Annotated in this window: 21 protein-coding genes; 12 read left to right on the top strand and 9 right to left on the bottom strand. The window is 62.1% G+C overall.

The window, feature by feature from the left end:
• Nucleotides 1–2: 2 nt before the first annotated feature.
• A complete protein-coding gene (locus tag EHW12_RS13715) occupies nucleotides 3–758 on the bottom strand; it encodes a sensor domain-containing protein (RefSeq protein WP_007732815.1) in 756 nt (251 codons plus the stop codon).
• Between the two features lie 355 nt (nucleotides 759–1113).
• Here EHW12_RS13715 and EHW12_RS13710 point away from each other — a divergent pair, with 355 nt between their 5' ends.
• The 3 genes from EHW12_RS13710 to EHW12_RS13700 all read left to right on the top strand — a co-directional run bounded on the left by EHW12_RS13710 (nucleotide 1114) and on the right by EHW12_RS13700 (nucleotide 5823).
• The gene (locus EHW12_RS13710) at nucleotides 1114–2073 is read left to right on the top strand and encodes a PAC2 family protein (protein WP_003942198.1); all 960 of its coding nucleotides are present in this window, start codon (nucleotides 1114–1116) and stop codon (nucleotides 2071–2073) included.
• Between the two features lie 181 nt (nucleotides 2074–2254).
• Complete coding sequence (locus EHW12_RS13705) at nucleotides 2255–3292, top strand: alpha/beta hydrolase (RefSeq protein ID WP_007732813.1); 1038 nt, start codon at nucleotides 2255–2257, stop codon at nucleotides 3290–3292.
• 26 nt (nucleotides 3293–3318) lie between these two features.
• Complete coding sequence (locus EHW12_RS13700) at nucleotides 3319–5823, top strand: DEAD/DEAH box helicase (protein ID WP_065455676.1); 2505 nt, start codon at nucleotides 3319–3321, stop codon at nucleotides 5821–5823.
• A 53-nt stretch (nucleotides 5824–5876) separates the two neighbouring features.
• On the opposite strand, the gene EHW12_RS13695 is transcribed toward EHW12_RS13700, so the two are convergent.
• On the bottom strand, nucleotides 5877–6284 hold the full coding sequence (locus EHW12_RS13695) for a DUF5997 family protein (RefSeq protein ID WP_007732807.1): 408 nt from the start codon (nucleotides 6282–6284) through the stop codon (nucleotides 5877–5879).
• 56 nt (nucleotides 6285–6340) lie between these two features.
• Here EHW12_RS13695 and EHW12_RS13690 point away from each other — a divergent pair, with 56 nt between their 5' ends.
• Nucleotides 6341–7189 (top strand): LysR substrate-binding domain-containing protein, encoded by an 849-nt coding sequence (locus tag EHW12_RS13690; RefSeq protein ID WP_003942255.1) that lies wholly within the window; start codon nucleotides 6341–6343, stop codon nucleotides 7187–7189.
• A 122-nt stretch (nucleotides 7190–7311) separates the two neighbouring features.
• A complete protein-coding gene (locus EHW12_RS13685) occupies nucleotides 7312–8712 on the top strand; it encodes an FAD-linked oxidase C-terminal domain-containing protein (RefSeq protein WP_125050999.1) in 1401 nt (466 codons plus the stop codon).
• A 28-nt stretch (nucleotides 8713–8740) separates the two neighbouring features.
• Here EHW12_RS13685 and EHW12_RS13680 read toward each other — a convergent pair whose 3' ends face one another.
• Nucleotides 8741–9661 carry a hydrogen peroxide-inducible genes activator gene (locus EHW12_RS13680; RefSeq protein WP_047269357.1) on the bottom strand — a complete coding sequence of 307 codons (921 nt, stop codon included), beginning with the start codon at nucleotides 9659–9661 and terminating at the stop codon, nucleotides 8741–8743.
• 229 nt (nucleotides 9662–9890) lie between these two features.
• Here EHW12_RS13680 and EHW12_RS13675 point away from each other — a divergent pair, with 229 nt between their 5' ends.
• From EHW12_RS13675 to EHW12_RS13665, 3 genes are all read left to right on the top strand, one after another.
• Nucleotides 9891–10478, top strand: a complete 588-nt coding sequence (locus EHW12_RS13675; protein ID WP_003942119.1) for a peroxiredoxin — start codon at nucleotides 9891–9893, stop codon at nucleotides 10476–10478.
• 2 nt (nucleotides 10479–10480) lie between these two features.
• The gene (locus tag EHW12_RS13670) at nucleotides 10481–11020 is read left to right on the top strand and encodes a carboxymuconolactone decarboxylase family protein (RefSeq protein WP_003942122.1); all 540 of its coding nucleotides are present in this window, start codon (nucleotides 10481–10483) and stop codon (nucleotides 11018–11020) included.
• Nucleotides 11021–11100: 80 nt separating this feature from the next.
• Complete coding sequence (locus tag EHW12_RS13665) at nucleotides 11101–11781, top strand: PhzF family phenazine biosynthesis protein (RefSeq protein WP_125050997.1); 681 nt, start codon at nucleotides 11101–11103, stop codon at nucleotides 11779–11781.
• Here the strand turns inward: EHW12_RS13665 and EHW12_RS13660 are convergent.
• A complete protein-coding gene (locus tag EHW12_RS13660; protein WP_042919956.1) occupies nucleotides 11767–12465 on the bottom strand; it encodes a hypothetical protein in 699 nt (232 codons plus the stop codon). The two genes, EHW12_RS13665 and EHW12_RS13660, sit on opposite strands and share 15 nt — an antisense overlap.
• 17 nt (nucleotides 12466–12482) lie before the next feature.
• On the opposite strand from EHW12_RS13660, the gene EHW12_RS13655 reads away from it, so the two are divergent.
• Nucleotides 12483–12749, top strand: coding sequence for a hypothetical protein (locus EHW12_RS13655; protein WP_007732799.1), 267 nt, complete (start codon nucleotides 12483–12485; stop codon nucleotides 12747–12749).
• 2 nt (nucleotides 12750–12751) lie between these two features.
• Here the strand turns inward: EHW12_RS13655 and EHW12_RS13650 are convergent, their stop codons facing one another.
• Complete coding sequence (locus EHW12_RS13650; RefSeq protein ID WP_172827079.1) at nucleotides 12752–13975, bottom strand: aminotransferase class III-fold pyridoxal phosphate-dependent enzyme; 1224 nt, start codon at nucleotides 13973–13975, stop codon at nucleotides 12752–12754.
• Nucleotides 13976–14107: 132 nt separating this feature from the next.
• Between EHW12_RS13650 and EHW12_RS13645 the strand changes: the two genes are divergently transcribed.
• Complete coding sequence (locus EHW12_RS13645; RefSeq protein ID WP_003942194.1) at nucleotides 14108–14425, top strand: DUF2322 family protein; 318 nt, start codon at nucleotides 14108–14110, stop codon at nucleotides 14423–14425.
• On the opposite strand, the gene EHW12_RS13640 is transcribed toward EHW12_RS13645, so the two are convergent.
• On the bottom strand, nucleotides 14396–15025 hold the full coding sequence (locus EHW12_RS13640) for a Pr6Pr family membrane protein (RefSeq protein ID WP_007735199.1): 630 nt from the start codon (nucleotides 15023–15025) through the stop codon (nucleotides 14396–14398). The two genes, EHW12_RS13645 and EHW12_RS13640, sit on opposite strands and share 30 nt — an antisense overlap.
• 101 nt (nucleotides 15026–15126) lie before the next feature.
• Here EHW12_RS13640 and hrpA point away from each other — a divergent pair, with 101 nt between their 5' ends.
• Nucleotides 15127–19032 (top strand): ATP-dependent RNA helicase HrpA, encoded by a 3906-nt coding sequence (gene hrpA / locus EHW12_RS13635; RefSeq protein WP_125050995.1) that lies wholly within the window; start codon nucleotides 15127–15129, stop codon nucleotides 19030–19032.
• 286 nt (nucleotides 19033–19318) lie between these two features.
• Here the strand turns inward: hrpA and nrdR are convergent, their stop codons facing one another.
• Both nrdR and EHW12_RS13625 read right to left on the bottom strand, forming a co-directional pair.
• Nucleotides 19319–19816: a transcriptional regulator NrdR gene (gene nrdR, locus EHW12_RS13630; protein ID WP_030535543.1), complete on the bottom strand. Its 498-nt coding sequence runs from the start codon at nucleotides 19814–19816 to the stop codon at nucleotides 19319–19321.
• A gap of 194 nt (nucleotides 19817–20010) precedes the next feature.
• On the bottom strand, nucleotides 20011–20724 hold the full coding sequence (locus tag EHW12_RS13625) for a LysM peptidoglycan-binding domain-containing protein (protein WP_003942242.1): 714 nt from the start codon (nucleotides 20722–20724) through the stop codon (nucleotides 20011–20013).
• A 297-nt stretch (nucleotides 20725–21021) separates the two neighbouring features.
• On the opposite strand from EHW12_RS13625, the gene lexA reads away from it, so the two are divergent.
• Nucleotides 21022–21750 (top strand): transcriptional repressor LexA, encoded by a 729-nt coding sequence (gene lexA / locus EHW12_RS13620; protein WP_007735195.1) that lies wholly within the window; start codon nucleotides 21022–21024, stop codon nucleotides 21748–21750.
• 94 nt (nucleotides 21751–21844) lie between these two features.
• Here lexA and EHW12_RS13615 read toward each other — a convergent pair whose 3' ends face one another.
• Nucleotides 21845–22987 carry an acyl-CoA dehydrogenase family protein gene (locus EHW12_RS13615; protein ID WP_007735194.1) on the bottom strand — a complete coding sequence of 381 codons (1143 nt, stop codon included), beginning with the start codon at nucleotides 22985–22987 and terminating at the stop codon, nucleotides 21845–21847.
• Between the last annotated feature and the right edge of the window lie 115 nt (nucleotides 22988–23102).

The following is a 23102-nucleotide window of genomic DNA, read 5'->3' as shown; positions in this document are numbered from 1 at the left end:
AATCACTTGCCTGCTTTGACCTTCTGCACGGCTGCGGTGAACGCTTGATCCAGCGGTGCCGTCGAGGGCGTCGCAGAACCGAACGTCATCAGTGTTGTCGCCACCCGTACGTCGCCGACCTGCGCGATCAAGGTCAGCATCGTCTGATCACCGGCTGTGGCCTTGGGGGACACGACAGTGCGGCGAAGTGACATCGTCTTGTCGGCATCGATCGGCGACGGCGGAAGAATTTCCGTCGTCACTGCCGTAGTGACGCCGTTCGCAGTGACAGTCATGGACGGGCACTGCCGAGTTTGCGCTTCCAACTCGTCCAGTGGTGCATCGACCTTCGTGAGTTCGACCGAAATCGTTGCCCTCGTCGCGTTGTCGGTCCCGACCGCCATCACGGTCCCGTTCGGACCGTAATCCTGTTCCGGTGGCTCACATTCGGACGGATCGACGGTGGCACCGCGCGGGACGCCGACTAGATCCGGCGCTGCCATCGGAACGGCTTGCGGGGGCAGCACAACAGCGCCGAAGGGCTCGGGGAATTCCTCGGGAGTCAGCAGCAGTTCGGACAGCGGTGCCGCCGTTTTCGGAGAGGTGGATTTCGGCGTCGAGGATTTGGGTGCAGCCGTCGTACTCGGCGCCGCCGTGCCGCTGTCGGTCGCACCGGCAGTCGCCGGCGCGGAGTCCGGAACGGGTGCTCCTTGGACCGACCCGGAGCAGCCCGCGAGTAGTGCAACGGCGGCCACCGCAGCAAGTGAGCATGCGGCCACTCGCCTGGACGATCGTGGACACACCCGCATGTAAGCCTCCGCACTCGACCGATCCCGACAATCGACCAATCCATTTCGGACAAATCGGCCGTGCCGACCTTGTGTTCCACTCTGCCATGTCCGAAGCCGCGCACCCGACATCTAGCGAACGCCCAGGCCAAGTGTCGAAAAATACCGCTCAGCTTCGCTCTCGGCGAACGCCCGTCTCGTCGGATCGGGAATGATCGGTCACCGACTCGGTGTTCTTACCGATGAACGTCTGATCCAGTGCTGTCGGGCACCTGACTCCGATGCTGTCGAGCGTGCGCCGATAGTGGACACTTGAGATCAAGACCGAAGAGCGAAGGGGACTGCGATGGACGAACAGTCGAGGATGTACGAGCTGGAATTTCCGGCGCCCCAGTTGGCGGCTGCCGACGGCCAGGGACCGATCCTGATTCACGGACTCGAGGGTTACTCCGACGCCGGTCACGCCGTGAAGTTGGCGACGACGCATCTGCGCGAAAGCCTCGAGACCGAGCTTGTCGCGTCGTTTGCTGTCGACGAGCTGATCGACTACCGCTCGCGTCGACCGACGATGACGTTCAAGGCCGATCATTTCTCCGATTACGACGCTCCGGCGCTCAATCTGTACGCACTGCGCGATACGGCCGGCACGCCGTTCCTGCTGCTTGCCGGGATGGAACCGGACCTCAAGTGGGAGCGGTTCACCACAGCTGTTCGACTGTTGTCCGAACAGTTGGGAGTGCGTCGAACCATCGGGCTCAACGCGATTCCGATGGCAATCCCGCACACCCGACCGCTCGGTGTGACAGCACATTCGACCAACAAGGACCTGATCCAGGACCATCAGCGTTGGTCAGGTGAACTGCAGGTTCCCGGCAGCGCATCATCACTGCTCGAGCTTCGTATGTCTCAGCACGGGCACGAGGCGATGGGCTTTTCGGTGCATGTCCCCCACTACCTCGCGCAAACGGACTACCCGGGCGCCGCAGAAACTTTGCTCGAAAACGTTTCCGAGGTTTCGGATCTGGAGTTGCCCTTGGTGGCACTGGGTGAGGCCGCGGCGCGCGTTCGGGAACAGGTTAACGAGCACATAGCCGGGAACGAAGAAGTTCAGACTGTAGTCCACGCTTTGGAGCGTCAATACGACACTTTTGTCGCCGCTCAGGAACAACAGTCGTCCCTTCTGGCCGGCGAGGCCGACCTTCCCAGCGGTGACGAGATCGGCGCAGAGTTCGAAAAGTTCCTGGCCGAACAGGCGGGAAATGACGACTTCGGCTCAGCTGGAGACCTCGATCGAGGCGACAACTGACGAAAATGTGACGGGCGGGGCGCATAATTCGACATTGTGCGCATTCCGCAACCCCTCCGTTACCTGGGCTGTTGTTCAGGACACATCCGTCGGATAGCCTCAAACTCTGTGTGATTTTCGTTGACGGCTCAACAACTGGAGCAGACAGTCAACGTGGTCACACTCCGAGCCAGGAGGCGACATGAGCAGACCACGGAACCGTCAGCTCCGACCGGTCCCCGACGAGGAACCGCGGATGATGTTCCGGACGATTCACGGCTACCGACGCGCATTTCGGATAGCCGGCGAGGGTCCGGCGGTACTGCTCCTGCACGGAATCGGCGACAACTCGTCGACGTGGACCGAGATCATTCCCCACCTCGCCAAGAAGTACACGGTCATCGCACCTGACCTGTTGGGTCACGGCCGTTCCGACAAGCCACGCGCGGATTACTCGGTAGCCGCGTACGCCAACGGCATGCGGGATCTTCTGTCGACGCTCGGCATCGAGCACGTCACCGTCATCGGGCACTCGCTCGGCGGCGGCGTAGCGATGCAGTTCTCCTACCAATTCCCACACATGGTGGATCGCCTCGTGCTGGTCTCGGCCGGTGGCGTCACCAAGGACGTCCATCCGCTGCTGCGCCTCATGTCCGTTCCGGTGGTCAACGAGGTGGTAAAGCTGCTCCGGATACCTGGTGCGATGCCGCTCGTCCGGATGGCCGGGAACCTTGCCGGCGTAGTTCACGGTTCAAATCTGCGTCCCGGCACCATGTTGCACGACACACCGGACCTGATTCGCGTGCTCGCTGATCTCCCCGACCCCACTGCCTACGAGGCCTACCTTCGTACGCTGCGGGCCGTCGTGGACTGGCGCGGACAGGTCGTCACGATGCTCGACCGCTGTTATCTGACCGAGAATCTGCCGGTTCAACTGATCTGGGGCGACGACGACTCCGTCATTCCCGTCTCCCACGCTCATCTCGCGCACGCGGCGATGCCGAACTCACGCCTCGAAGTCTTCCGCGGCTCGGGCCACTTCCCGTTCCGCGACGATCCGATGCGTTTCCTGCAGATCGTCGAAGATTTTCTTTCCAGCACCGCACCACTCGTCTTCGACGAGGCTCGCTGGCGCCACATGCTGATCTCCGGGGTCGGCGAGAACACCATCACCGGAACGTCGTCCACCCGCATGGCGGTGCTCGACGCCATGGGCTCGGACGAGCGAAGCGCAACCTGATCCACGGTTGCGGCTAGCCTGTACGAGTGCTGCTGACGGAACTTCTCCCCGACAACGCGGATCCTGATTCCGTTTTCGACGCCTTCTCTTCGTGGACCATCGAACGAGGTTTGACGCTCTACCCGGCCCAAGAAGAGGCCGTCATGGAGTTGGTCTCGGGTGCAAACGTGATCCTTGCGACGCCGACCGGGTCAGGCAAATCGATGGTGGCGATCGGCGCGCATTTCTATGCGATGTCGCTCGGCAAGCGCACGTACTACACAGCGCCGATCAAGGCCTTGGTGAGCGAGAAGTTCTTTGCACTGTGTGAGGTCTTCGGTGCCGAGAACGTCGGCATGATGACTGGCGACGCCGCCGTGAACTCGTCGGCGCCGATCATTTGTGCGACGGCCGAAATCGTCGCGAATCTTGCACTGCGCGAGGGCCCGAACTCCGATATCGGCCAGGTCGTGATGGACGAGTTCCACTTCTACTCCGAACCCGATCGAGGTTGGGCGTGGCAGGTTCCGCTCATCGAGTTGCCGCACGCCCAGTTCCTGTTGATGTCGGCAACTCTCGGTGAAGTCGACTTCTTCTCCGAAGATCTGACGCGCCGTACCGGGAAACCCACCACCGTCGTCTCCGGCACAGAACGCCCCGTGCCGCTGATGTTCTCGTACGCGACCACGCCGGTCGGCGAAACCATCGAAGATCTGGTGACCACCAACCAGTCCCCCGTCTACATCGTGCATTTCACGCAGGCCGCCGCGCTCGAACGCGCCCAGGCATTGACGAGCGTCAACTTCTGTTCCAAAGAAGAGAAGGAAGCGATCGCCGAGGCGCTGGGTGGTTTCCGCTTCACCACCGGGTTCGGAAAAACACTCTCCCGCCTGGTCCGGCACGGCATCGGCGTTCACCATGCGGGCATGCTGCCCAAGTACCGACGGCTCATCGAAGTTCTCGCACAGGACGGGCTTCTCAAGGTGATCTGCGGTACCGACACCCTCGGCGTCGGCATCAACGTCCCGATCCGCACGGTGCTGCTCACGGGTCTGGCCAAGTACGACGGCGTCCGTACGCGGCATCTGAAAGCCCGCGAGTTCCATCAGATCGCCGGTCGCGCGGGTCGTGCAGGCTACGACACGATGGGCACCGTCGTCGTCCAGGCACCGGAACACGAAGTAGAGAATCTGCGGGCAGTCGCCAAGGCCGGCGACGATCCGAAGAAGATCAAAAAGATTCAACGCAAGAAGGCTCCCGAGGGGTTTGTGTCCTGGAGCGAAGCGACGTTCGATCGCTTGGTCGCCGCATCGCCCGAGCCGTTGGTGTCGCGATTCTCGGTCAGCAACTCGATGCTGCTCAATGTCATTGCCCGCCCGGGTAACTGCTTCGACGCGATGCGGCACCTGTTGGAGGACAACCACGAATCGCGTCCGGCGCAGCGCAAGCACATCCTCAAAGCGATCTCGCTGTATCGCGGATTGCTCAGCGCCGGCATCGTGGAACGCCTCGACGAACCCGACGAGTACGGCCGCATGGCTCGGTTGACGATGGACCTGCAACGCGACTTCGCCTTGAACCAGCCACTCTCACCGTTCGCCTTGGCGGCATTCGAACTTCTCGACGTCGAATCCGACAGTTACGCACTCGATGTCGTCTCGATCATCGAGTCGACGCTCGACGATCCGCGTCAGGTTCTGATGGCGCAGCAGCACTTCGCTCGTGGCGAAGCGGTTGCGCAGATGAAGGCCGACGGCATCGAGTACGAGGAGCGCATGGAACTCCTCGAAGAGGTTACGTGGCCGAAACCGTTGTCGGACTTGCTGTTCCCGGCTTTCGAAATGTACCGGGGTGGCCACCCGTGGATCACCGAGTTCGCCCTCTCCCCCAAGTCCGTGGTGCGCGACATGATCGAACGCGCCATGACGTTTGCCGAGTTGATCAGCCATTACGGACTCACCCGGTCCGAGGGCCTCGTCCTGCGCTACCTCGCCGACGCCTACCGCGCGCTGCGACAGACCGTCCCGGCGGAAGCGCGCACCGAGGAACTCGAAGACATCATCGAGTGGTTGGGCGAGCTGATCCGTCAGGTCGACTCGAGCCTGCTCGACGAATGGGAGTCACTCACCGACCCCGGAGCCGAGGCAGATACGGAAGAGGTTGCGTTCGGCGCCGACATTCCCCGTCCCATCTCGGCGAACCCGCGCGCATTCCGCGTCATGGTGCGCAATGCGATGTTCCGACGCATCGACCTCGCGTCGCGTCGGCAGTGGAATGAGCTGGAAAACCTCGAGGACGGTATCGACGCCGCCGAGTGGGAAGAGCAACTACTCCCGTACTTCGAGGAGTACGCAACAATCGGAACCGGGCCATCGGCGCGCGGGCCGGCGCTCTTCCAGGTCACCGAAGAGGGTGAGTTCTGGCGGGTGCGGCAGGTGCTCGAGGATCCGGAGGGCGATCACGGATGGGCACTGCTTGCCGTCGTCGACATCCCGGAATCGGATGCCGCGGGTGAAATCGTGTTCGACGAGCTGAGCGTCGTAGAAGGCTAGCGCCTGTGCGCCTTTCTGGTAGTCGGCGCTACCAAAAAGGCGCACAGGGGGCGTCAGCCCCTACGAGCCTTCCGCGGCTGGTTGCGGCGAGCAGCGCGCTTTTCCTTGATGCGAACGTTCTCGGCCCGCACCTCGGCCTGAACAGCGCGTTCCTTTTCGAGCCATTCGGGCTTCTCTTCGAGGAGTGCGGCGATCTGATCCGTGGTGAGTGCTTCTTCGACGCCGCCGCGGGCCAGGCCGGCGATCGATACGCCCAGCTTGGCTGCGATGACCGGGCGAGGATGCGGTCCGGTGCGTCGCAGCTCCAGCAGCCACTCCGGCGGATCGGTCTGCAGAGCGGTCAGCTCGTCACGAGTCACGTCGCCTTCCTGGAACTGCGCAGGTGTTGCTTCCAGGTACACACCCAGCTTCTTGGCAGCCGTCGTCGGCTTCATCGTCTGGGGAGTTTTGTTCGACGTCATGCAACAAGAGTAACCAGCCGATACGGGTGCTTTTACCAAGGCGGTAGCCTTGCCTGGTGACAGACGCGGATAGTCAGGCAATTTTTCGACTCGCGTACGCCCCGGGGGTGACGCCCACCAAGTGGGTCCGGGTGTGGCACGAGCGGCTCCCCGAGGTGCGTCTGGAACTTGTTCAGTTCCCGGTTCTCGAACTCGAAGCTGCACTTCGCGCCGGTGAAGCAGATGCAGGTTTGGTTCGACTGCCGATCGACCGGACCGGCATCAGCGCCATCTCGCTGTACGCGGAAACCCCGGTGGTGGTGGTACCGAAGGATCACGTATTCACTACTGTCGATCAGATTTCCGTCGACGATCTGGCCGACGAGATAGTGCTCGATCCTCTCGACGACAGACTCGACTGGCCGACCCGTCCCGGAAAGACCGCCGCCGAGCGACCCGCGACCATCGCCGACGCCATCGAGTTGGTGGCCGCCGGCGTCGGAGTTGTCGTGGTTCCCCATTCGCTGGCGCGGTTCCACCATCGCAAGGACCTGACCTTCCGTCCGGTGGACGGTGCGCCCGAGGCTCCTGTGGCTTTGGCATGGATGGAGTCCAAGACCACAGATCTGGTCGAGGAACTGATCGGCATCGTGCGGGGCCGAACGGCACAGAGTTCCCGCGGACGGAACGGCGAGCCGGCCGAGAAGATCAAGGGCTCCGTCAAGGCCAAGATCGCGGCCCGCGAGCGTCGCGCAGAAGCTGCCAAGAACGGGCAGAAAGCTAAGGGCGCCGGCACCGCGAAGAACATATCCGGACGCAACGCCGGTTCCGGTAAGGCCAAGGCGGGCGGCAAATCAGGCAGCGGGAAGTCCGGTGGGACCAAGAGTTCGGGTGGCCGGTTCTCCGGAAAGCAGAAGGGCCGCTAGGGCTTCAACTGGCAACTCGGAGGATCGCTGCCGGACAATGCTGAACTGATCAGGCGCGACAGACTCGGACTGTGGTCTCGCGAATTGGCGCATCGTCGAACTCCGTCGAGCATGATGAGAGTATGACTCCCGCGAGTTCTTCAGCCCTCGACGAATTGGTAGCGGCACTCCCCGAGGGAGCCGTCCTGCTGGATCCGGACGTGACCGCGGGCTACCGCCAGGACTGGGCCGCCGATCCGACCGCCGGCCATCCCGCTGCCGTGGTTCGCGCTACGTGCACCGAAGACATCCAAACAGTGATGCGCTGGGCAACCGCCAACCGCGTGCCGGTGGTTCCCAGAGGTGCCGGCTCGGGCCTGTCCGGTGGATCCAGCGCCGTCGACGGTTGCATAGTGGTCAGCACCGAGCGAATGCGACAGATCACGATCGACCCGGTCGCCCGGGTGGCGGTTACGCAGCCCGGTTTGATGAATGCCGAGGTCAAGAAAGCAGCCGCAGAACACGGACTCTGGTACCCACCTGACCCGTCGTCCTTCGAGATCTGTTCCATCGGCGGCAATGCAGCCACCAACGCCGGCGGACTCTGCTGCGTCAAGTACGGAGTTACCACCGACTACGTTCTCGGACTCCGGGTCGTGCTGGCGGACGGTACAGCTGTCAGCCTCGGAGGTCCCCTTCTCAAGGACGTCGCCGGACTCTCACTCACCAAACTGTTCGTGGGCAGCGAGGGCACTCTCGGCATCATCACGGAAATCACGTTGCGTTTGATTCCCGCGCAGCCGCCCGCATCAACCGTCGTCGCGTCGTTCGACTCAGTACAAGAAGCTGCCGACGCGGTCTTGGCGATCACCAGCAACATGCGTCCGGCGATGCTCGAGTTCATGGATCACGCCAGTATCAATGCTGTCGAGGATTCGGTACGCATGGGTCTGAACCGCAAGGCTCACGCACTACTGCTCGCGCAGTCCGACGCACCCGGCGCGGCAGGCGTGCTGGAAATCGAGACGATTGTTCAGGCGTGCGAAAACAACGGAGCCACCGAAGTATTCGCCACCGATGACCAGGCCGAAGGTGACGCTTTTGCGGCGGCACGGCGAGCGGTGTTCCCGGCCGTGCTCGCGATGGGAAGTCTGCTTCTCGAAGACGTGGGCGTTCCCATGCGCGCACTCCCCCAGCTGGTAACCGGGGTCGAAGCCATCGCAGACGACCTCGACGTACTGATCTGCACGGTGGCGCACGCCGGAGACGGAAACACCCACCCGCTCATCGTCTTCGACCCCGCAGACCCGGACATGTCCGAACGCGCACAGATCGCATTCGGACGGGTGATGGATCTCGCCATCGCGCTCGGCGGCACGATCACCGGCGAACACGGGGTCGGTCGACTCAAGCGCGACTGGCTGCCGTCACAGTTGGGTGAAGACGTCATGGCCCTCAATCGCAAGGTCAAGGATGCGCTCGACCCGCTGGGAATTCTCAATCCCGGAGCCGTCATTGCCGCGAAAGAAGGCTCTCTCGACTAGCTTTCACGTCGACGTCGAACGAGTCACGTCATCGAGGAACCGTCGGGCTGACCGAACGGACCAGCTCGGCCAGCTGACGGAATCCTTCTGCTCGGCCACTCGACGAGCGGAACACGACGCCGATCGTGCGACCTGGAGCCGGCGAAGCGAAATGCGCCGTCGACAAGTCCCCGCGTCGAACCTCCACGGCAACAGCCGATTCCGGGACCAAAGTCACCCCGAGTCCCCCGGCCACACATTGCACGACTGTCGCGAGAGAGGTAGCCCGCGTGTCGCCGGCAAGCGGATGGGCGTCTACCGAACGGCACAGATCCAACGTCTGGTCGCGCAGGCAGTGGCCGTCGTCGAGCAAGAGCAACGGCAGCGCGTCGAGCACGTCCGCCGTGAGATCGACACGTCCGGCCAAGGAATGATCGTTCGGCACGACCATCACAAAATCCTCTTCGTACACAGGAACTTCCACCAGGCCAGGTGTTCCGGCAGGAAGCGCCAACACCGCGACGTCGAGCGCTCCCGATCGCAGTGCATCGAGTAGGCGCGCCGTTTGATCCTCGACTATTTGCGGCGCCAACGACGGCAACTTCTCGCGCAGCTCCGGCAACAACCCCGGAAGAATGTAGGGCGCAACGGTCGGGATCAACCCGATGCGTAGCGGTCCGGTCAGAGAGTCGCCGGAGCCGGCCGCGCTCGCGACGAAACCGTCGGCAGCTTCGAGAATCTGCTTGGCCTGACCGAGCAAGCGCTGTCCGTCCGCGGTCACGAGCACACGCCGGGTACTGCGTTCGATCAGTCTGACTCCCAGCCCCGCCTCTAGAGCTGCCAGCGCCTGCGACAGTGTGGGTTGGCTCACACCGGAACGCGCTGCGGCAGTACCGAAATGCCGATACTCGGCGACCGACACGAAGGCACGCAGCTGTGACAAGGAAGGTTGATAAGTCTGATCAGACATGCCTATCAGTGTAGTGCCACCCATCACCTTTACCTTTTGAACGGTTTGATGCAGAATGGACTCATACCAAAAAGCGCCGGTCACAACCTCGACACTCCAGTCGAAACCGTCCGACCCGCTGACGGTGACAAACCCTCTCGATCCAGCACGTTCGGCCGTCACAGTCCGAACAGCCGGATCGTGTGCGCAAGAAATTCCTGTTCACGAGACACGTAGGAGAATGAGACACATGGCTCTGCTCACAATCGGCGACCAGTTCCCCGCTTACAACCTCACGGCTGTCATCGGCGGCGACCTGTCCAAGGTCGATGCCCAGCAGCCCGATGACTACTTCACCACCGTCACCAGTGACGACTACGCAGGCAAGTGGCGCATCGTGTTCTTCTGGCCCAAGGACTTCACCTTCGTGTGCCCCACCGAGATTGCTGCATTCGGCAAGCTCAACGAAGAGTTCGCAGACCGTGATGCTCAGGTTCTCGGCGCTTCCGTCGACAACGAGTTCGTGCACTTCCAGTGGCGTGCACAGCACGAAGAGCTCAAGACCCTCCCCTTCCCGATGCTCTCGGACCTCAAGCGCGAGCTTGCCGAGGCCACCGGCGTCCTCAACGCCGACGGCGTTGCAGACCGCGCGACGTTCATCGTCGACCCCAACAACGAGATCCAGTTCGTCTCCGTCACAGCCGGTTCCGTCGGCCGTAACGTCGACGAGGTTCTCCGCGTCCTCGACGCTCTCCAGAGCGACGAGCTGTGCGCATGCAACTGGAAGAAGGGCGACCCGACCATCAACGCCGGCGAGCTCCTGACTGCGAGCGTCTGAGTATGAGCGTCGAGAACCTCAAGAACTCGCTTCCCGAGTACGCGAAGGACCTCAAGCTCAACCTGAGTTCCATTGCGCGCACGACGGTCCTGAACGAGCAGCAGTTGTGGGGAACGCTCCTCGCAACGGCCGCAGCCACCAAGTCTGCGTCCACGCTCAAGGAGATTGCTTCCGAGGCTGCCGACAACCTGTCGGCAGAGGCATACAACGCCGCTCTCGGCGCAGCGTCGATCATGGGCATGAACAACGTCTTCTACCGCACCAAGGGCTACCTCGACGGTAAGTACGACGACCTTCGTGCCGGCCTGCGGATGAACATCATCGGCAACCCGGGCGTCGACAAGGCCGACTTCGAATTGTGGTCGCTTGCAGTGTCCGCGATCAACGGCTGCAACCACTGCCTCGAAGCTCACGAGAACACCCTCCGCCAGGAAGGTGTCGACCGCGAGGTCATCTTCGAAGCGATCCGCGCCGGTTCCATCGTCGCGGGCGTCGCACAGGCTGTCGAAGCCAACGAGATCCTCTCTGCCGCACAGGTCTGATCACTCGGACCTGAGTGCAGTTCGACGAGCCCTCCCCACCGTGAAGGTGGGGAGGGCTTTTCGCGCGCTAGGGTGGACCGATGGGTATCGAGGTGAGTGTGGTCCGGGTCTTCACGGACGAGAACGGCAAGCACGGGAATCCGTTGGGAATCGTCGACGCGTCCACGGTTGCAGAATCGGATCGACAAGCCGTCGCGAAGGAACTCGACTACAGCGAGACCATCTTCATCGACGTTCCGGAAGACGGCGCCTCGCGTGCGCGGGTCCAGATCTTCACTCCGGCAGCAGAACTCCCCTTCGCCGGACACCCGACCGTCGGTGCCACGTGGTGGCTGGGCGAACAGGGCCGTCGCGTGAGCGCCCTCGACGTTCCTGCCGGCAGTGTCGACGTCCGCCAATCCGGCGCTTTGACGTGGGTACGCGCGCGTGCCGAATGGGCACCGGAATTCGCGATCTATCCGATGGACACGGTGGACGACGTCATCGACGCAGATCCGTCCGACTACGAGGCGGATCATTCGTATCTGTGGGCGTGGCAGGACAAGCTCGAAGCTGCCATCCGCGCACGCATGTTCGCACCGGTGATGGGAATCGCCGAGGACGAGGCAACCGGATCTGCAGCGCTGCGCATCACGGACCGATTGAGGAAATCACTGCTCATCACCCAGGGACGCGGATCGGTGCTTCACACCACCTTCTCTCCGGAAGGTTGGCTCGAAGTCGGCGGCCGCGTCGTCGCCGAGCCGTCACGAACCTTGTGAGTACCCGGCGGGATTGCGTCCGGCCTCGAGGTCACGTGCACTCAGTGATACCGAGATCTCGTCACCGAGCGCAACTCCCGGCGCGAGGGGCAACTGATCTCCACTCCAGAACTTGCCCGGGTCGAACCAGTTGACACGACGATTGCCGACGAGCAGACCCATCGCTTCATAGGTCTTGGCAACCACTTCGGCGCAGTAGGCGCTCTCGACGGCCACTGCCGATACGTCGGACTTCTTGCGCAGCTTCGGGATTCGGCCTCCGAACCAGCGCGAAGCAAGCTTGGCCGTCGACGGGAAAGGCGTACCGTCCAGCCGCGCGATCGTCTGGAGCAGAGCGTCTTCCTGCTCCCGGGTAACTTCGTGGTCGAGCTGGCGCAACCATCCACGCTGCCCGTACTTGGCGCCCCAAACCTGAACGGCCGATCGCAGATCGTGCAGTTGGACACCACGCTGGAAGCGTCCGGTCCACATGTCCTGCAGCGAGTGACCGAGTTCCGCATGCCACATCAGCGGTGGGAGGTCGTCGATCACCACCGACATTCCCACGTGGTTGACCGGGCTGTTGGTCAGCGTCTGGATGGCCCGGTCCGCCGTCGACTCTCCGCGGAAGATCCAGATGTCGCCCGTGCGGGTCGCCGCGGCGGCCTCGTCGAGACTCACCTGCGAAAGCAATCGTCGGTCCATGCCTCTAGCGTAGAGGGATGAAACTCCCTACTCCTCTGCGCGCCTCGCACGTTTGGAAACTGGTCGGCCTCGCCGGTGCGATGGGCGTTGCCGCCACCGGGGTTCTCGTTGCGCGCGGCGAACGCCAGCGTCGGGCCTACTCTCCGGACGAAATTCGCTCGGTACTGCACGAGCGGTACACCCAGGCCTACGCCAAGCAGTCGGAACAAGAGGTTCTGGAACTCGAACCTGCACCCAACGCTGTGCGGCGCCGAATCGAGAAACTCTTCCGGCGCCGCAACTGAACTCATCCGAGGGCTGCGAGGATCCCTGCTGCCATCTCCGCGACCTGATCGTCGGTCATCACAAACGTCGGCGAAATCTGCATCGCACCCTGACCCGCAGCGCGACCCGAAATACCATGCTCACGAAGCGTCTTCACGAACGGCAACGCCTCCGCCGGATCAGCCAACTGCACCGCAGCAACCGCACCGAGCCCACTACGAACCTCCGCCACCCGCGGATGCTCCGCCAACGGCTGCAGATGCGTATGCAACGACGCCTCCAAACGCTTCGACTCCGCGAGCAAATTCTCACGCTCGAGAATGTCGAGGTTCGCCATCGCCGCCGCAGCAGCACCGGCATGCCCGCCGTACGTGTAGCCATGGCGCCACCACGAACCCGCATAGAACGGCTCCGCCACCCGCGGCGCGATGAACACCGCACCCATCGGAACGTAACCCGACGTCAAACCCTTTGCCGTGGTCATCATGTCCGGCTGCAAATCGAAACGAGTGGACGCGAACCACTCACCACCGATCCGGCCGAAACCGGTCACGACCTCGTCGACGACAAAGAGGATGTCGTGCTCGCGGCAGATGTCACGCACCTCGGCCAGATACCCCTCCGGCGGAAGATACACCCCACCCGCACCGATGATCGGCTCCGCGAAGAACGCCGCGATCTTGTTCGCACCGATCTTCTCGATCAACTCGAGCAGACTCTTCGCATCATCCCAGCCGACCGTCGCCGCATCCGCCATCAGCTCGCCGTACCCCTCACGGTTCACCGGAATACCCGCCAGAGCTGTTCCCGCAACATGCATTCCGTGGTACGCCTTCTGACGACCGACGATGATCGCCTTCTCCGGCTGCCCCACCTCGTGCCAGTATCGACGAGCAAGCTTCGCCGCAGTGTCCACCGAATCCGAACCACCCGAAGTGAAGAAGATCTTGCTCCCGGCAACCGGCGCGATCGTCGCCAACCGCTCCGCCAACACCTGCGTGGTCTCGGGAACGAAATCACCGAAATTCGAGAAATGAGCGATCTTCGACAACTGAGCCGCCACCGCATCCGCGATCTCCGTGCGCCCGTGCCCGACATTGGTGAACCACAGGCCCGCCGTCGCATCCAGATACCGAGTGCCCTCGCGGTCCCAGATGTACGCGCCCTCACCGCGAGAGACGACAAACGCGCCGTTCTTCTCCACAGCGCCCATGTCCGCGAACCCGTGCCACAATGCCGAAGCCATCATTGTCCCCTTCGAATACAAACGATGCTGGTGTGCAAACGATGTGCTGCGACTATATCGACACCAGGAATCCGCGCACGACGGCGCTCGCCCGGCACCGGCTTTCACGGGCGCACCCGTAATCTGTCGACCATGACTTTTGCCGACAATCTTGCAGCACTGCCCGCCATCGATCATCTGGCCGCCATCGAGGTACTCGACGCCGACGGAAACGTCATCGACACCGTGGAGAACAAGCCCGGAAAGTCCGGCTCGGTCAAGGTGTACAACCATCTCGCTCAGGTCTACGGCGCGCTGACACCCGAAGCCGCCTCGGCAGGACTGACGATCTTCGCCGAGCACACCGAGGACGCGCGGGCGAACCCCGGTAAGCATCCGAACGTGGACCGCCTCGAGCAGGTGCTCGCCTCCGGCAATCCCCTAGGACTTCGCAGCGTTCCGTCCGCGTAGCCCGGCTCCCAGCCGTCCGACGGCATTGACTGCCAACGCCATCAGGGCCATCGCGATGCCCAGTACGACGAATCCGATGAACAGGGCCAGATAGCCCTGGTGGCGCGGATCCATGAACGGGTAGGGATACCAGTCGACGATCGAGCCTCGGATCAACGTGTACACGCCGTACACGACCGGGAACAGCAACCACTGCAGTGAACGTGCTTCGGAGATCGTGTGCCTCGAGGCGAAGAACACCCAGTCGAGCAGCATGACCAACGGAAGAATCCGATGCAGTGCCGAGTTGATCCAGGCATCGTTCAAATTGACGTCGATATCTGCCAGGAGGACGGCGTAGATGATGCCGGTGATCACCATGTACAGCGTCACCGCCCCGCGGATCGACTGCCACGCCTGCGATTGTGGATCTCGAATTGCACCGATCAGCAACACGATCACTGCAAGAATGTTGCTCTCGATGGTGAAGTAGCTCAGATAGTTCGACAGAGACAGCTCAGCCGCGTCACGGATCGGGATCCACAGCAAAGCGGCAAGTCCGAACACAGCAAACAACAGTCTCAGGGCTCGCACGGCGATCGGCGTCGACAAGACAGGCACCGATGACTCATTTGCGGTATTTGTCGTCACTGGTCGATATTTGCACATCAAAACGATCTGCGAGCGGTAGTTGTGAACGCGTTCGATAGGCTGTCATCAGCATGTCTACAACACCACCGGCCCCGCTCTCCCCCAAGCGGAGTGACCTGAAGAGCGCACTGGCGCAGGTCTCACTCCGCGACGAGAGTCGACTCCGTCGCAAACTCGACCGTGCCCGCACACCCGACGCTCTGGTGGCGCTGGCCGAAGAAATTAACGCCGCACGCACTCGATTGACGAACCGCGCCGCGAACGTCCCCGCGATCTCGTACCCCGAAGCACTGCCCGTCAGTCAGCGCAAAGACGATATCGCCACCGCGATCTCGGAGAATCAAGTTGTCATCGTCGCCGGCGAGACCGGCTCGGGTAAGACAACCCAGATCCCGAAGATCTGTCTCGAACTCGGACGTGGCGTCCGCGGTTTGATCGGACACACACAGCCGCGCCGGTTGGCAGCACGCACCGTTGCCGAACGTATCGCCGAAGAACTCGACACCGAACTCGGCGACGCCGTCGGATACACCGTGCGGTTCACCGACCAGGTCTCGGACCGCACCTACGTCAAGCTCATGACCGACGGCATTCTCCTCGCCGAAATTCAGCGCGACCGTTTGCTCCGACGCTACGACACGCTGATCATCGACGAAGCGCACGAACGCAGCCTCAACATCGACTTCATCCTCGGATACCTGGCTCAGCTGCTCCCCCGCCGACCCGATCTCAAGGTCATCATCACGTCGGCGACCATCGATCCCGAGCGCTTCGCCAAGCACTTCGCTGTCGACGGTAAGCCCGCGCCGATCGTCGAGGTATCCGGGCGAACATTCCCTGTCGAAATGCGTTACCGGCCACTGACCGTCGAATCCGGCGACATCACCTTCGACCGCGATCCCGTCGACGCGGTCTGCGAGGCGGTCGACGAGCTGAGCGCGGAGGGCGAAGGCGACATCTTGGTCTTCCTCTCCGGCGAACGCGAGATTCGCGACACCGCAGATGCTTTACGCGATCGGCGTCTTCGCAACACCGAAATCGTCCCGCTGTACGCGCGGCTGTCTGCTGCCGAGCAACACAAAGTGTTCTCGCCGCACACCGGCCGACGCGTCGTCCTTGCCACCAACGTGGCCGAGACCTCGCTGACCGTTCCCGGCATTCGGTACGTCGTCGATCCGGGAACCGCGCGCATTTCGCGATATTCGGTGCGCACCAAGGTTCAGCGGTTGCCGATCGAGCCCATTTCGCAGGCGTCAGCTCGTCAGCGTTCCGGGCGTTGCGGCCGCGTCGCCGAAGGAATCTGCATCCGCCTGTATTCCGAGGAGGACTTCGAGTCACGGCCGGCATTCACCGAACCGGAGATCCTGCGAACCAACCTCGCATCCGTGATCTTGCAGATGACGGCCCTCGGCCTGGGCGACATCGCGGCATTCCCCTTCGTCGAACCGCCGGACCAGCGCGCCGTGAAGGACGGAATCGGACTCCTCGAGGAACTCGGCGCCATCGCGCGAGGTTCCGAGGCCAGCCACCCCGAACTGACGCCGGTCGGCCGCGAGCTGGCCCAGATTCCGGTGGATCCGCGGATGGCACGGATGCTGGTGGAAGCCAAGAACAACGGTTGCCTTCACGAAACCCTTGTCATCGTCGCGGCGTTGTCCATCCAGGACGTTCGCGAGCGGCCCGCCGAGTTCCAGCAAGCCGCCGACGAAAAGCACGCCCGCTTCAACGTCGAGAACTCCGACTTCCTGGCCTACCTGAAACTGTGGGACTACTTACGCGAACAACGTAACGATCTGTCCTCCAACCAGTTTCGCAAGATGTGCCGGAACGAGTTCCTGCACTGGCTCCGCATCCGCGAATGGCAGGATCTGCACGGGCAACTCCGGCAGATCACCCGCGGTCTCGGCTGGACAGTGGGAGAGACACCGGCAAGCGAGAACGCGATCCATCAGTCGCTCCTTGCCGGGTTGCTCTCGCATATCGGGCTACGCGAGGGCGAGAAGCGGGACTACCTCGGCGCCAGGGGCAGCCACTTCGCGATCTTCCCCGGATCGGGACTGTTCAAGAAGCCACCACGCTGGGTCATGGCCGCCGAACTCGTGGAAACGTCGAGGCTGTGGGCGCGCATGTCCGCGCGTATCGAACCCGAGTGGGCTGAAAAGCTCGCCCCGCACCTGGTGAAACGGACCTATTCCGAACCGCACTGGTCCTCCAAGCGCGGCTCGGCGATGGCATACGAGCGGGTCACTCTCTACGGAGTTCCTCTGGTAACCGGCCGCGCAGTGACGTACTCACGAATCGATCCCGAGGCCTCTCGCGATCTCTTCATCCGCCATGCGCTCGTGCAGGGCGAATGGCAGACGAACCACAAGTTCTTCCACGAAAACCGTGCACTCCTCGACAACGTCGAAGAACTCGAGAACCGCGCGCGCCGACGCGACATCCTCGTCGACGACGAAACTCTCTACGAGTTCTACGACGAACGTATCGGCCAGGAAGCCGTATCCGCCAAGCATTTCGACCAGTGGTGGAAGACCGAGCGGCGCAAGAATCCGAGTCTGCTGACTTTCACACCGGAAACGGTGGTCAACTCCGACGCAGCTGCAGTACTGGGCGGCGAGTACCCGGACGCCTGGCGCCAAGGCGACATGCAGTTTCCACTCACTTACCAATTCGAGCCGGGAAAGGACGACGACGGCGTCAGCGCGCACATCCCGGTCGGCCTGCTCGCGCAACTTCAGCCGGTCGGCTTCGACTGGTTGGTCCCCGGTATGCGCGTCGATCTGGTTACTGCTCTGATCAAGACGTTGCCCAAGAACATCCGACGCGCTGTCGTGCCCGCACCCGACTACGCCGCCGCAGCGTTGGCAGCAGTCAAACCTCGATCCGAGCCGTTGATGACCGCAATGGCCCGCGAACTCTCGCACTTGGGCGGGATCCAGATCGACGCCAAGGACTTCGATCCCGCCGCGCTGCCCGACCATCTTCGGATGACGTTTGTCGTCGAGGACGAATCGGGCAAGGTTCTCGCGAAGGGCAAGGATCTGGCGCAGCTACGACGCACACTCGCCCCGCGCGTGCAGAAGGAAGTGGCCAAGGCGGCAACCGGAACCGAACGGACAGCGGCAACCGTCTGGACATCCGAAACCCTGGGCGCATTGGAAGAGACCATCACTCGCTCCATCGGCGGACAGCAGGTGACCGGCTACCCAGCTCTGGTGCCGGAGAACGGCGGAGTTGCCGTTCGTGTCCTGAGTACGCCGGCCGCGCAGGCGCAGGCGATGAGGGAAGGTACGCGGGCGCTTCTCCTCGCGGCCGTTCCCACCCAACTCAAGGCAGTGACCGCCGGCTTGTCGAACACTCAGCGTCTGGCTCTCGGCCAGAATCCGGACGGCGGCTTGGAGGCCCTCGTCGAAGATTGCCGGGTGGCAGCTGCCAACGAAGTGATTGCGGCCCACGGTGGACCGGTACGCACGCCTGAAGCGTTCGATGCCCTGGTGAAGATCGCACGCTCCGAACTGGCCGGACGCGTTTCCGCGATCCTGCGCATGATTGTTCCGATCCTCGAACAAGCACACCAACTGAGCGTCGTGCTGGACCGCTCGCGCGGCGAGGCAGCCGACGACGTCCGAGAACAGTTGACCTCACTGCTGTTTCCGGGATTTGTCGCCGAACTGGGATCGGCCCGCCTACGCGATTTACCGCGGTATCTTGCCGCAGCAAAATTCCGTCTCGAAGCTCTGCCCGCAAGTGCACAACGAGATCAGCAGGCTATGGATGTCCTCGACCGGGTGTACGCAGCGTACGACCAGTTGGTGAGTTCGCTTCCCGAAGAGCGTCGCACTGCTCGAGATGTCGACGCGATCAGTTGGATGATCGAGGAACTGCGCGTGAGCCTGTTTGCGCAGTCCCTCGGTACACCCACACCGATTTCCGAAAAGCGAGTCCTGAAAGCTATCGAAGCGATCAAGCGTTGATGTTCGGCGAGAATTGCGGGATCAGTAGATTGTCTGAATGTTGACGTTGGTGAGGAAACCGCCAAAGGTGGCAACAGTGTTGGCGAACCCGAGGGTTACCAGGCTGTTCACGACTCCGAGAACTGCAACTAAGTTCATAACGCCTCCGTGAAGATCCGAGATGCGGACGAACGTACCTGGTAGACACTAAGCGAATAACGTGCCCGATTTGTTCGATTGTTCGCTTTGTGTTCTCAGCGTTACCTAAGACCGCTCTGTGCTCTCAGCGTTATCTGAGGCGAAGGCCTCAGTCGACGGAAACGGTCTCGGCGCCGGGAGCCTTCTCGGCGGCACGGGTCTCTGCATGCTCGCGCATGTCGGTGATCTCACGTTCGAAATCCGCAGCCGAGCTGAAGGACTTGTACACCGATGCGAATCGCAGGTAGGCGACTTCGTCGAGATTTCGAAGCGGATCGAGGATCGCGAGCCCTACCTCGTTACTGGGAATTTCGGCAGAACCCGAAGCTCGAACGGCATCTTCGACCTGTTGGGCGAGCAAATTCAGCGAATCGTTGTCCACTTGGCGGCCCTGGCATGCGCGACGCACACCTTTGACAACCTTTTCTCGGCTGAAAGGCTCCGTGACGCCGCTGCGCTTCACGACCGAGAGAACTGCCGTCTCGACCGTGGTGAATCGGCGGCCACACTCGGGGCACGAACGGCGCCGCCTGATCGCCTGGCCCTCGTCGGCCTCGCGCGAATCGACCACTCGGGAATCAGGGTGCCGGCAGAACGGGCAATGCATCGGGGTTCCTTCGTTGTCGCCGAAATGGCCGCAACTCAGATTCGCTACCGACTGCAAATCCTCCGACGATTTACAGAGCAGATCCACGTACTCAACGCGACCACCCGAGGTGGTGGGACTGTCAAGTGGACAGCTTACTCGCTGTGAACGGACTGCTCTCACGCTCGGTACGCCCCCGCCTGGTACGGGGTAGGTCAGCGCCCCGAGGCCGGCACGATCAGCGTTTGTCCCACTGACAGTCCGGAACTCGACATCGCATTGAGATCCATGATCTGCTCGATCACCGAACCGACAGCCTGGCCAGGTGCAACCTTGGCAGCAATATCACTGAGGGATTCACCCGCGGCAACGCGAACCACTTCGGTCGCGCCGTTTGTCGCAGCTACGTCACCACTCGACAAAGCGCCGATCCCCACCAACGCCAACACTGCGAATGCGGTGAATACGGCGCCCAGGAAAACCGTCTTCCAACCGACATCCTCGGCGGCCACTTCATGTTCGACCCGTGACACACCGACCCTGTTTCGGTGCGCGAAACTTCCTCCGTACGGGCGTGACGAATCGTGCTCGCTGTCCCACCGGCGAGGAGATTCGCGCAATGAACGCGAACCTGAAACCGCGCCCACCGCCGGAACCCGGCGAACGACGGCCGCCTGCGGTTCGTTGTCGACATCCCTGGCCACGCCATGCATTTCGGCCGCTCCGCGCCGTTCGAAGGACACAGCGTCTGCATCGGGCCCATAGAACGAGGGGTGGTACTTCAGTGCCGACGTACCGTCGAAACCAAACGCGTCGAAACCAATCGCGTCGTCGAAAACCCTGTTGCTTTTCAGTGCTGCGTTACCCATCGTGACCTCCGCTGGTCGACACCGATCGATGTGTTCGATCATGCGTTCGATGGAACGCATGTTCGAATTTCTACCACGCCTGGCCGACAATGTCTCTACTTGGAGCGACACGAATCGAACAGATGTTTGAAACCGCGAGCAAATCCGGCTAGATTCGTGTCAGACCACACAGCGGGAATTGCGAAAGCCTCCGTGTTTGTCGACAGCTCGAATGTTGGCAGGAGGCACCGACAGGTTTCTGCGCGACTTGCACCAGGCACTTTTGCAGGCAGTTTTCAGACACGACTTGTTCAGACACGACTTCTTCAGACACGACTTCTTCAGACACGACTTCTTCAGACACGGAGGCAACAGGCCATGAAGGACGATCGCTCCAGCACAGCCGCGGAGGCAGGAGCTTCTGCAGTTCCGTCTCCGTCGAGCGAGACGCTCACCGAGCGTCAGCGGCGCGTTCTCGAAGTGATCCGCGATTCGGTGACGGAGCGCGGGTATCCGCCGAGCATTCGCGAAATCGGGGATGCGGTGGGGCTTACCTCCACGTCGTCGGTCGCGCATCAACTGCGAACGTTGGAGCGCAAGGGCTTCCTTCGACGCGATCCCAATCGCCCTCGTGCAGTCGATGTTCGGGGTCTCGACGAGGTTGCGGCCGATACCGCCATCGCGTCGGTGTCGAAGCATTCCGGCGAGTACAACAGTGCCGACCCGCTGCCAGAGCCGGCGTTCGTCCCCATCCTGGGCCGCATCGCTGCCGGCGGACCGATCCTCGCCGAGGAAGCTGTGGAGGATGTGTTTCCACTCCCCCGCGAGCTCGTCGGCCAAGGTTCGCTCTTCATGCTCAAGGTTGTCGGTGAGTCGATGATCGATGCAGCGATCTGCGATGGCGACTGGGTTGTCGTCCGTCAGCAGAACGTCGCCGAGAACGGTGACATCGTGGCCGCAATGATCGACGGCGAAGCCACCGTGAAGACGTTCAAGCGTACGAAGAAGGAGGTGTGGTTGATGCCGCACAACGACCTCTTCGAGCCGATTCCCGGCAACAACGCCGTCATCTTGGGCAAGGTTGTCACGGTCATGCGGAAGATCTGAATTCGCTCGCATCCCACGACCTAAAGACTCTGGGCCCCGGCATCAGCCGGGGCCCAGAGTCTTTTACGTGACGATCAGCGGTGCATCACCCGAATCAGAGGTTCAGCGAGCGTCCGATGATCTCCTTCATGATCTCGGTTGTGCCACCGTAGATGGTCTGCACACGAGAGTCCATGTACGCCTTGGCAACCGGGTATTCCTTCATGTAGCCGTAGCCTCCGTGCAGCTGGAGGCAGCGGTCGATGAGCTTGACCTGAGCTTCGGTGGTCCACCACTTCGCCATCGCAGCTTCCTGCACGGTCAGCTTCTCGGCATTGAGCTGCTCGATGAACTTGTCCACCAGGATGCGCACTGCCGTGGTCTCCGTTGCCAATTCGGCCAGTACGAATCGGGTGTTCTGGAAGCTGCCGATCGACTTGCCGAATGCCTTGCGGTCACGGCAGTACTGGATCGTGCTCTCGAGAACCGATTCCATTGCGGCGGCAGCAACGACGGCGATCGAGAGTCGTTCCTGGGGAAGGTTCTTCATCAAGTAGAAGAAGCCCATTCCCTCTTCGCCCAGCAGGTTGGCAGCGGGAACGCGTACGTCGGTGAAGCTGAGTTCGGCGGTGTCCTGAGCCTTCATGCCGATCTTGTCGAGATTGCGTCCTCGCTCGAAGCCGGGCATGTCCCGCTCGACCACGAGGAGGCTGAAGCCCTGAGCACCCTTGTCCGGGTCGGTGCACGCGACAACGATGATGATGTCGGCGTTGATTCCGTTGGTGATGAAGGTCTTCGAACCGTTGAGTACCCAGTGGTCCCCGTCGCGAACTGCTTTCGTCTTGATGCCCTGCAGGTCGCTACCGGTACCCGGTTCGGTCATCGCGATCGCCGAGATCAGCTCACCCGACGCGAATCCGGGTAGCCAACGCTGCTTCTGCTCCTCGTTGGTCAACTCCAGGAGGTACGGCGCCACCACGTCGTTGTGCAGCGTGAAGCCGATACCACTGAAGCCACCCTTGGTGGTTTCCTCGGTGATGATCGCGTTGTAGCGGAAATCCTTGACACCGCCGCCGCCGAATTCCTCAGGTACCGCGGTTCCCAGGAATCCCTGCTTTCCGGCCTCGACCCAGACGTCACGATCGACGATGTTCTGCTCTTCCCACTTCTCGTGGTTCGGTGCCACGTGCTGTGCCAAGAACTTCTGGTACGACTCCCGGAAGAGTTCATGTTCCGGTTCGAACAGGGTGCGCTCCACGCCGACTCCTTGCAATTCGATATACGGCACTTCAGTGATGTACCCGGTGGGGACGATGTACCCGGTCGGGATGTTTTCGCTAAGACTGGGCACGCCGAAGTTCGCGGGCCCACGT

Origin of the sequence: Rhodococcus sp. NJ-530 (assembly GCF_003860625.1) — a bacterium.
In the GTDB taxonomy this organism is placed as follows: domain Bacteria; phylum Actinomycetota; class Actinomycetes; order Mycobacteriales; family Mycobacteriaceae; genus Rhodococcus_F; species Rhodococcus_F qingshengii.
Note: the sequence above shows the minus strand (reverse complement) of the source record. Positions and strands in the feature narration are given on the sequence as shown.

Excerpts from the sequence above, each read along its gene's own strand:
- EHW12_RS13710 (WP_003942198.1), top strand. The coding sequence starts at position 1,114 with ATGGACGAACAGTCGAGGATGTACGAGCTGGAATTTCCGGCGCCCCAG.
- EHW12_RS13705 (WP_007732813.1), top strand. The coding sequence starts at position 2,255 with ATGAGCAGACCACGGAACCGTCAGCTCCGACCGGTCCCCGACGAGGAA.
- EHW12_RS13695 (WP_007732807.1), bottom strand. The coding sequence starts at position 6,284 with ATGACGTCGAACAAAACTCCCCAGACGATGAAGCCGACGACGGCTGCC.
- EHW12_RS13685 (WP_125050999.1), top strand. The coding sequence starts at position 7,312 with ATGACTCCCGCGAGTTCTTCAGCCCTCGACGAATTGGTAGCGGCACTC.
- EHW12_RS13680 (WP_047269357.1), bottom strand. The coding sequence starts at position 9,661 with ATGTCTGATCAGACTTATCAACCTTCCTTGTCACAGCTGCGTGCCTTC.
- EHW12_RS13675 (WP_003942119.1), top strand. The coding sequence starts at position 9,891 with ATGGCTCTGCTCACAATCGGCGACCAGTTCCCCGCTTACAACCTCACG.
- EHW12_RS13670 (WP_003942122.1), top strand. The coding sequence starts at position 10,481 with ATGAGCGTCGAGAACCTCAAGAACTCGCTTCCCGAGTACGCGAAGGAC.
- EHW12_RS13665 (WP_125050997.1), top strand. The coding sequence starts at position 11,101 with ATGGGTATCGAGGTGAGTGTGGTCCGGGTCTTCACGGACGAGAACGGC.
- EHW12_RS13660 (WP_042919956.1), bottom strand. The coding sequence starts at position 12,465 with ATGGACCGACGATTGCTTTCGCAGGTGAGTCTCGACGAGGCCGCCGCG.
- EHW12_RS13655 (WP_007732799.1), top strand. The coding sequence starts at position 12,483 with ATGAAACTCCCTACTCCTCTGCGCGCCTCGCACGTTTGGAAACTGGTC.
- EHW12_RS13650 (WP_172827079.1), bottom strand. The coding sequence starts at position 13,975 with ATGGCTTCGGCATTGTGGCACGGGTTCGCGGACATGGGCGCTGTGGAG.
- EHW12_RS13645 (WP_003942194.1), top strand. The coding sequence starts at position 14,108 with ATGACTTTTGCCGACAATCTTGCAGCACTGCCCGCCATCGATCATCTG.
- hrpA (WP_125050995.1), top strand. The coding sequence starts at position 15,127 with ATGTCTACAACACCACCGGCCCCGCTCTCCCCCAAGCGGAGTGACCTG.
- nrdR (WP_030535543.1), bottom strand. The coding sequence starts at position 19,816 with ATGCATTGCCCGTTCTGCCGGCACCCTGATTCCCGAGTGGTCGATTCG.
- EHW12_RS13625 (WP_003942242.1), bottom strand. The coding sequence starts at position 20,724 with ATGCGTTCCATCGAACGCATGATCGAACACATCGATCGGTGTCGACCA.
- lexA (WP_007735195.1), top strand. The coding sequence starts at position 21,022 with ATGAAGGACGATCGCTCCAGCACAGCCGCGGAGGCAGGAGCTTCTGCA.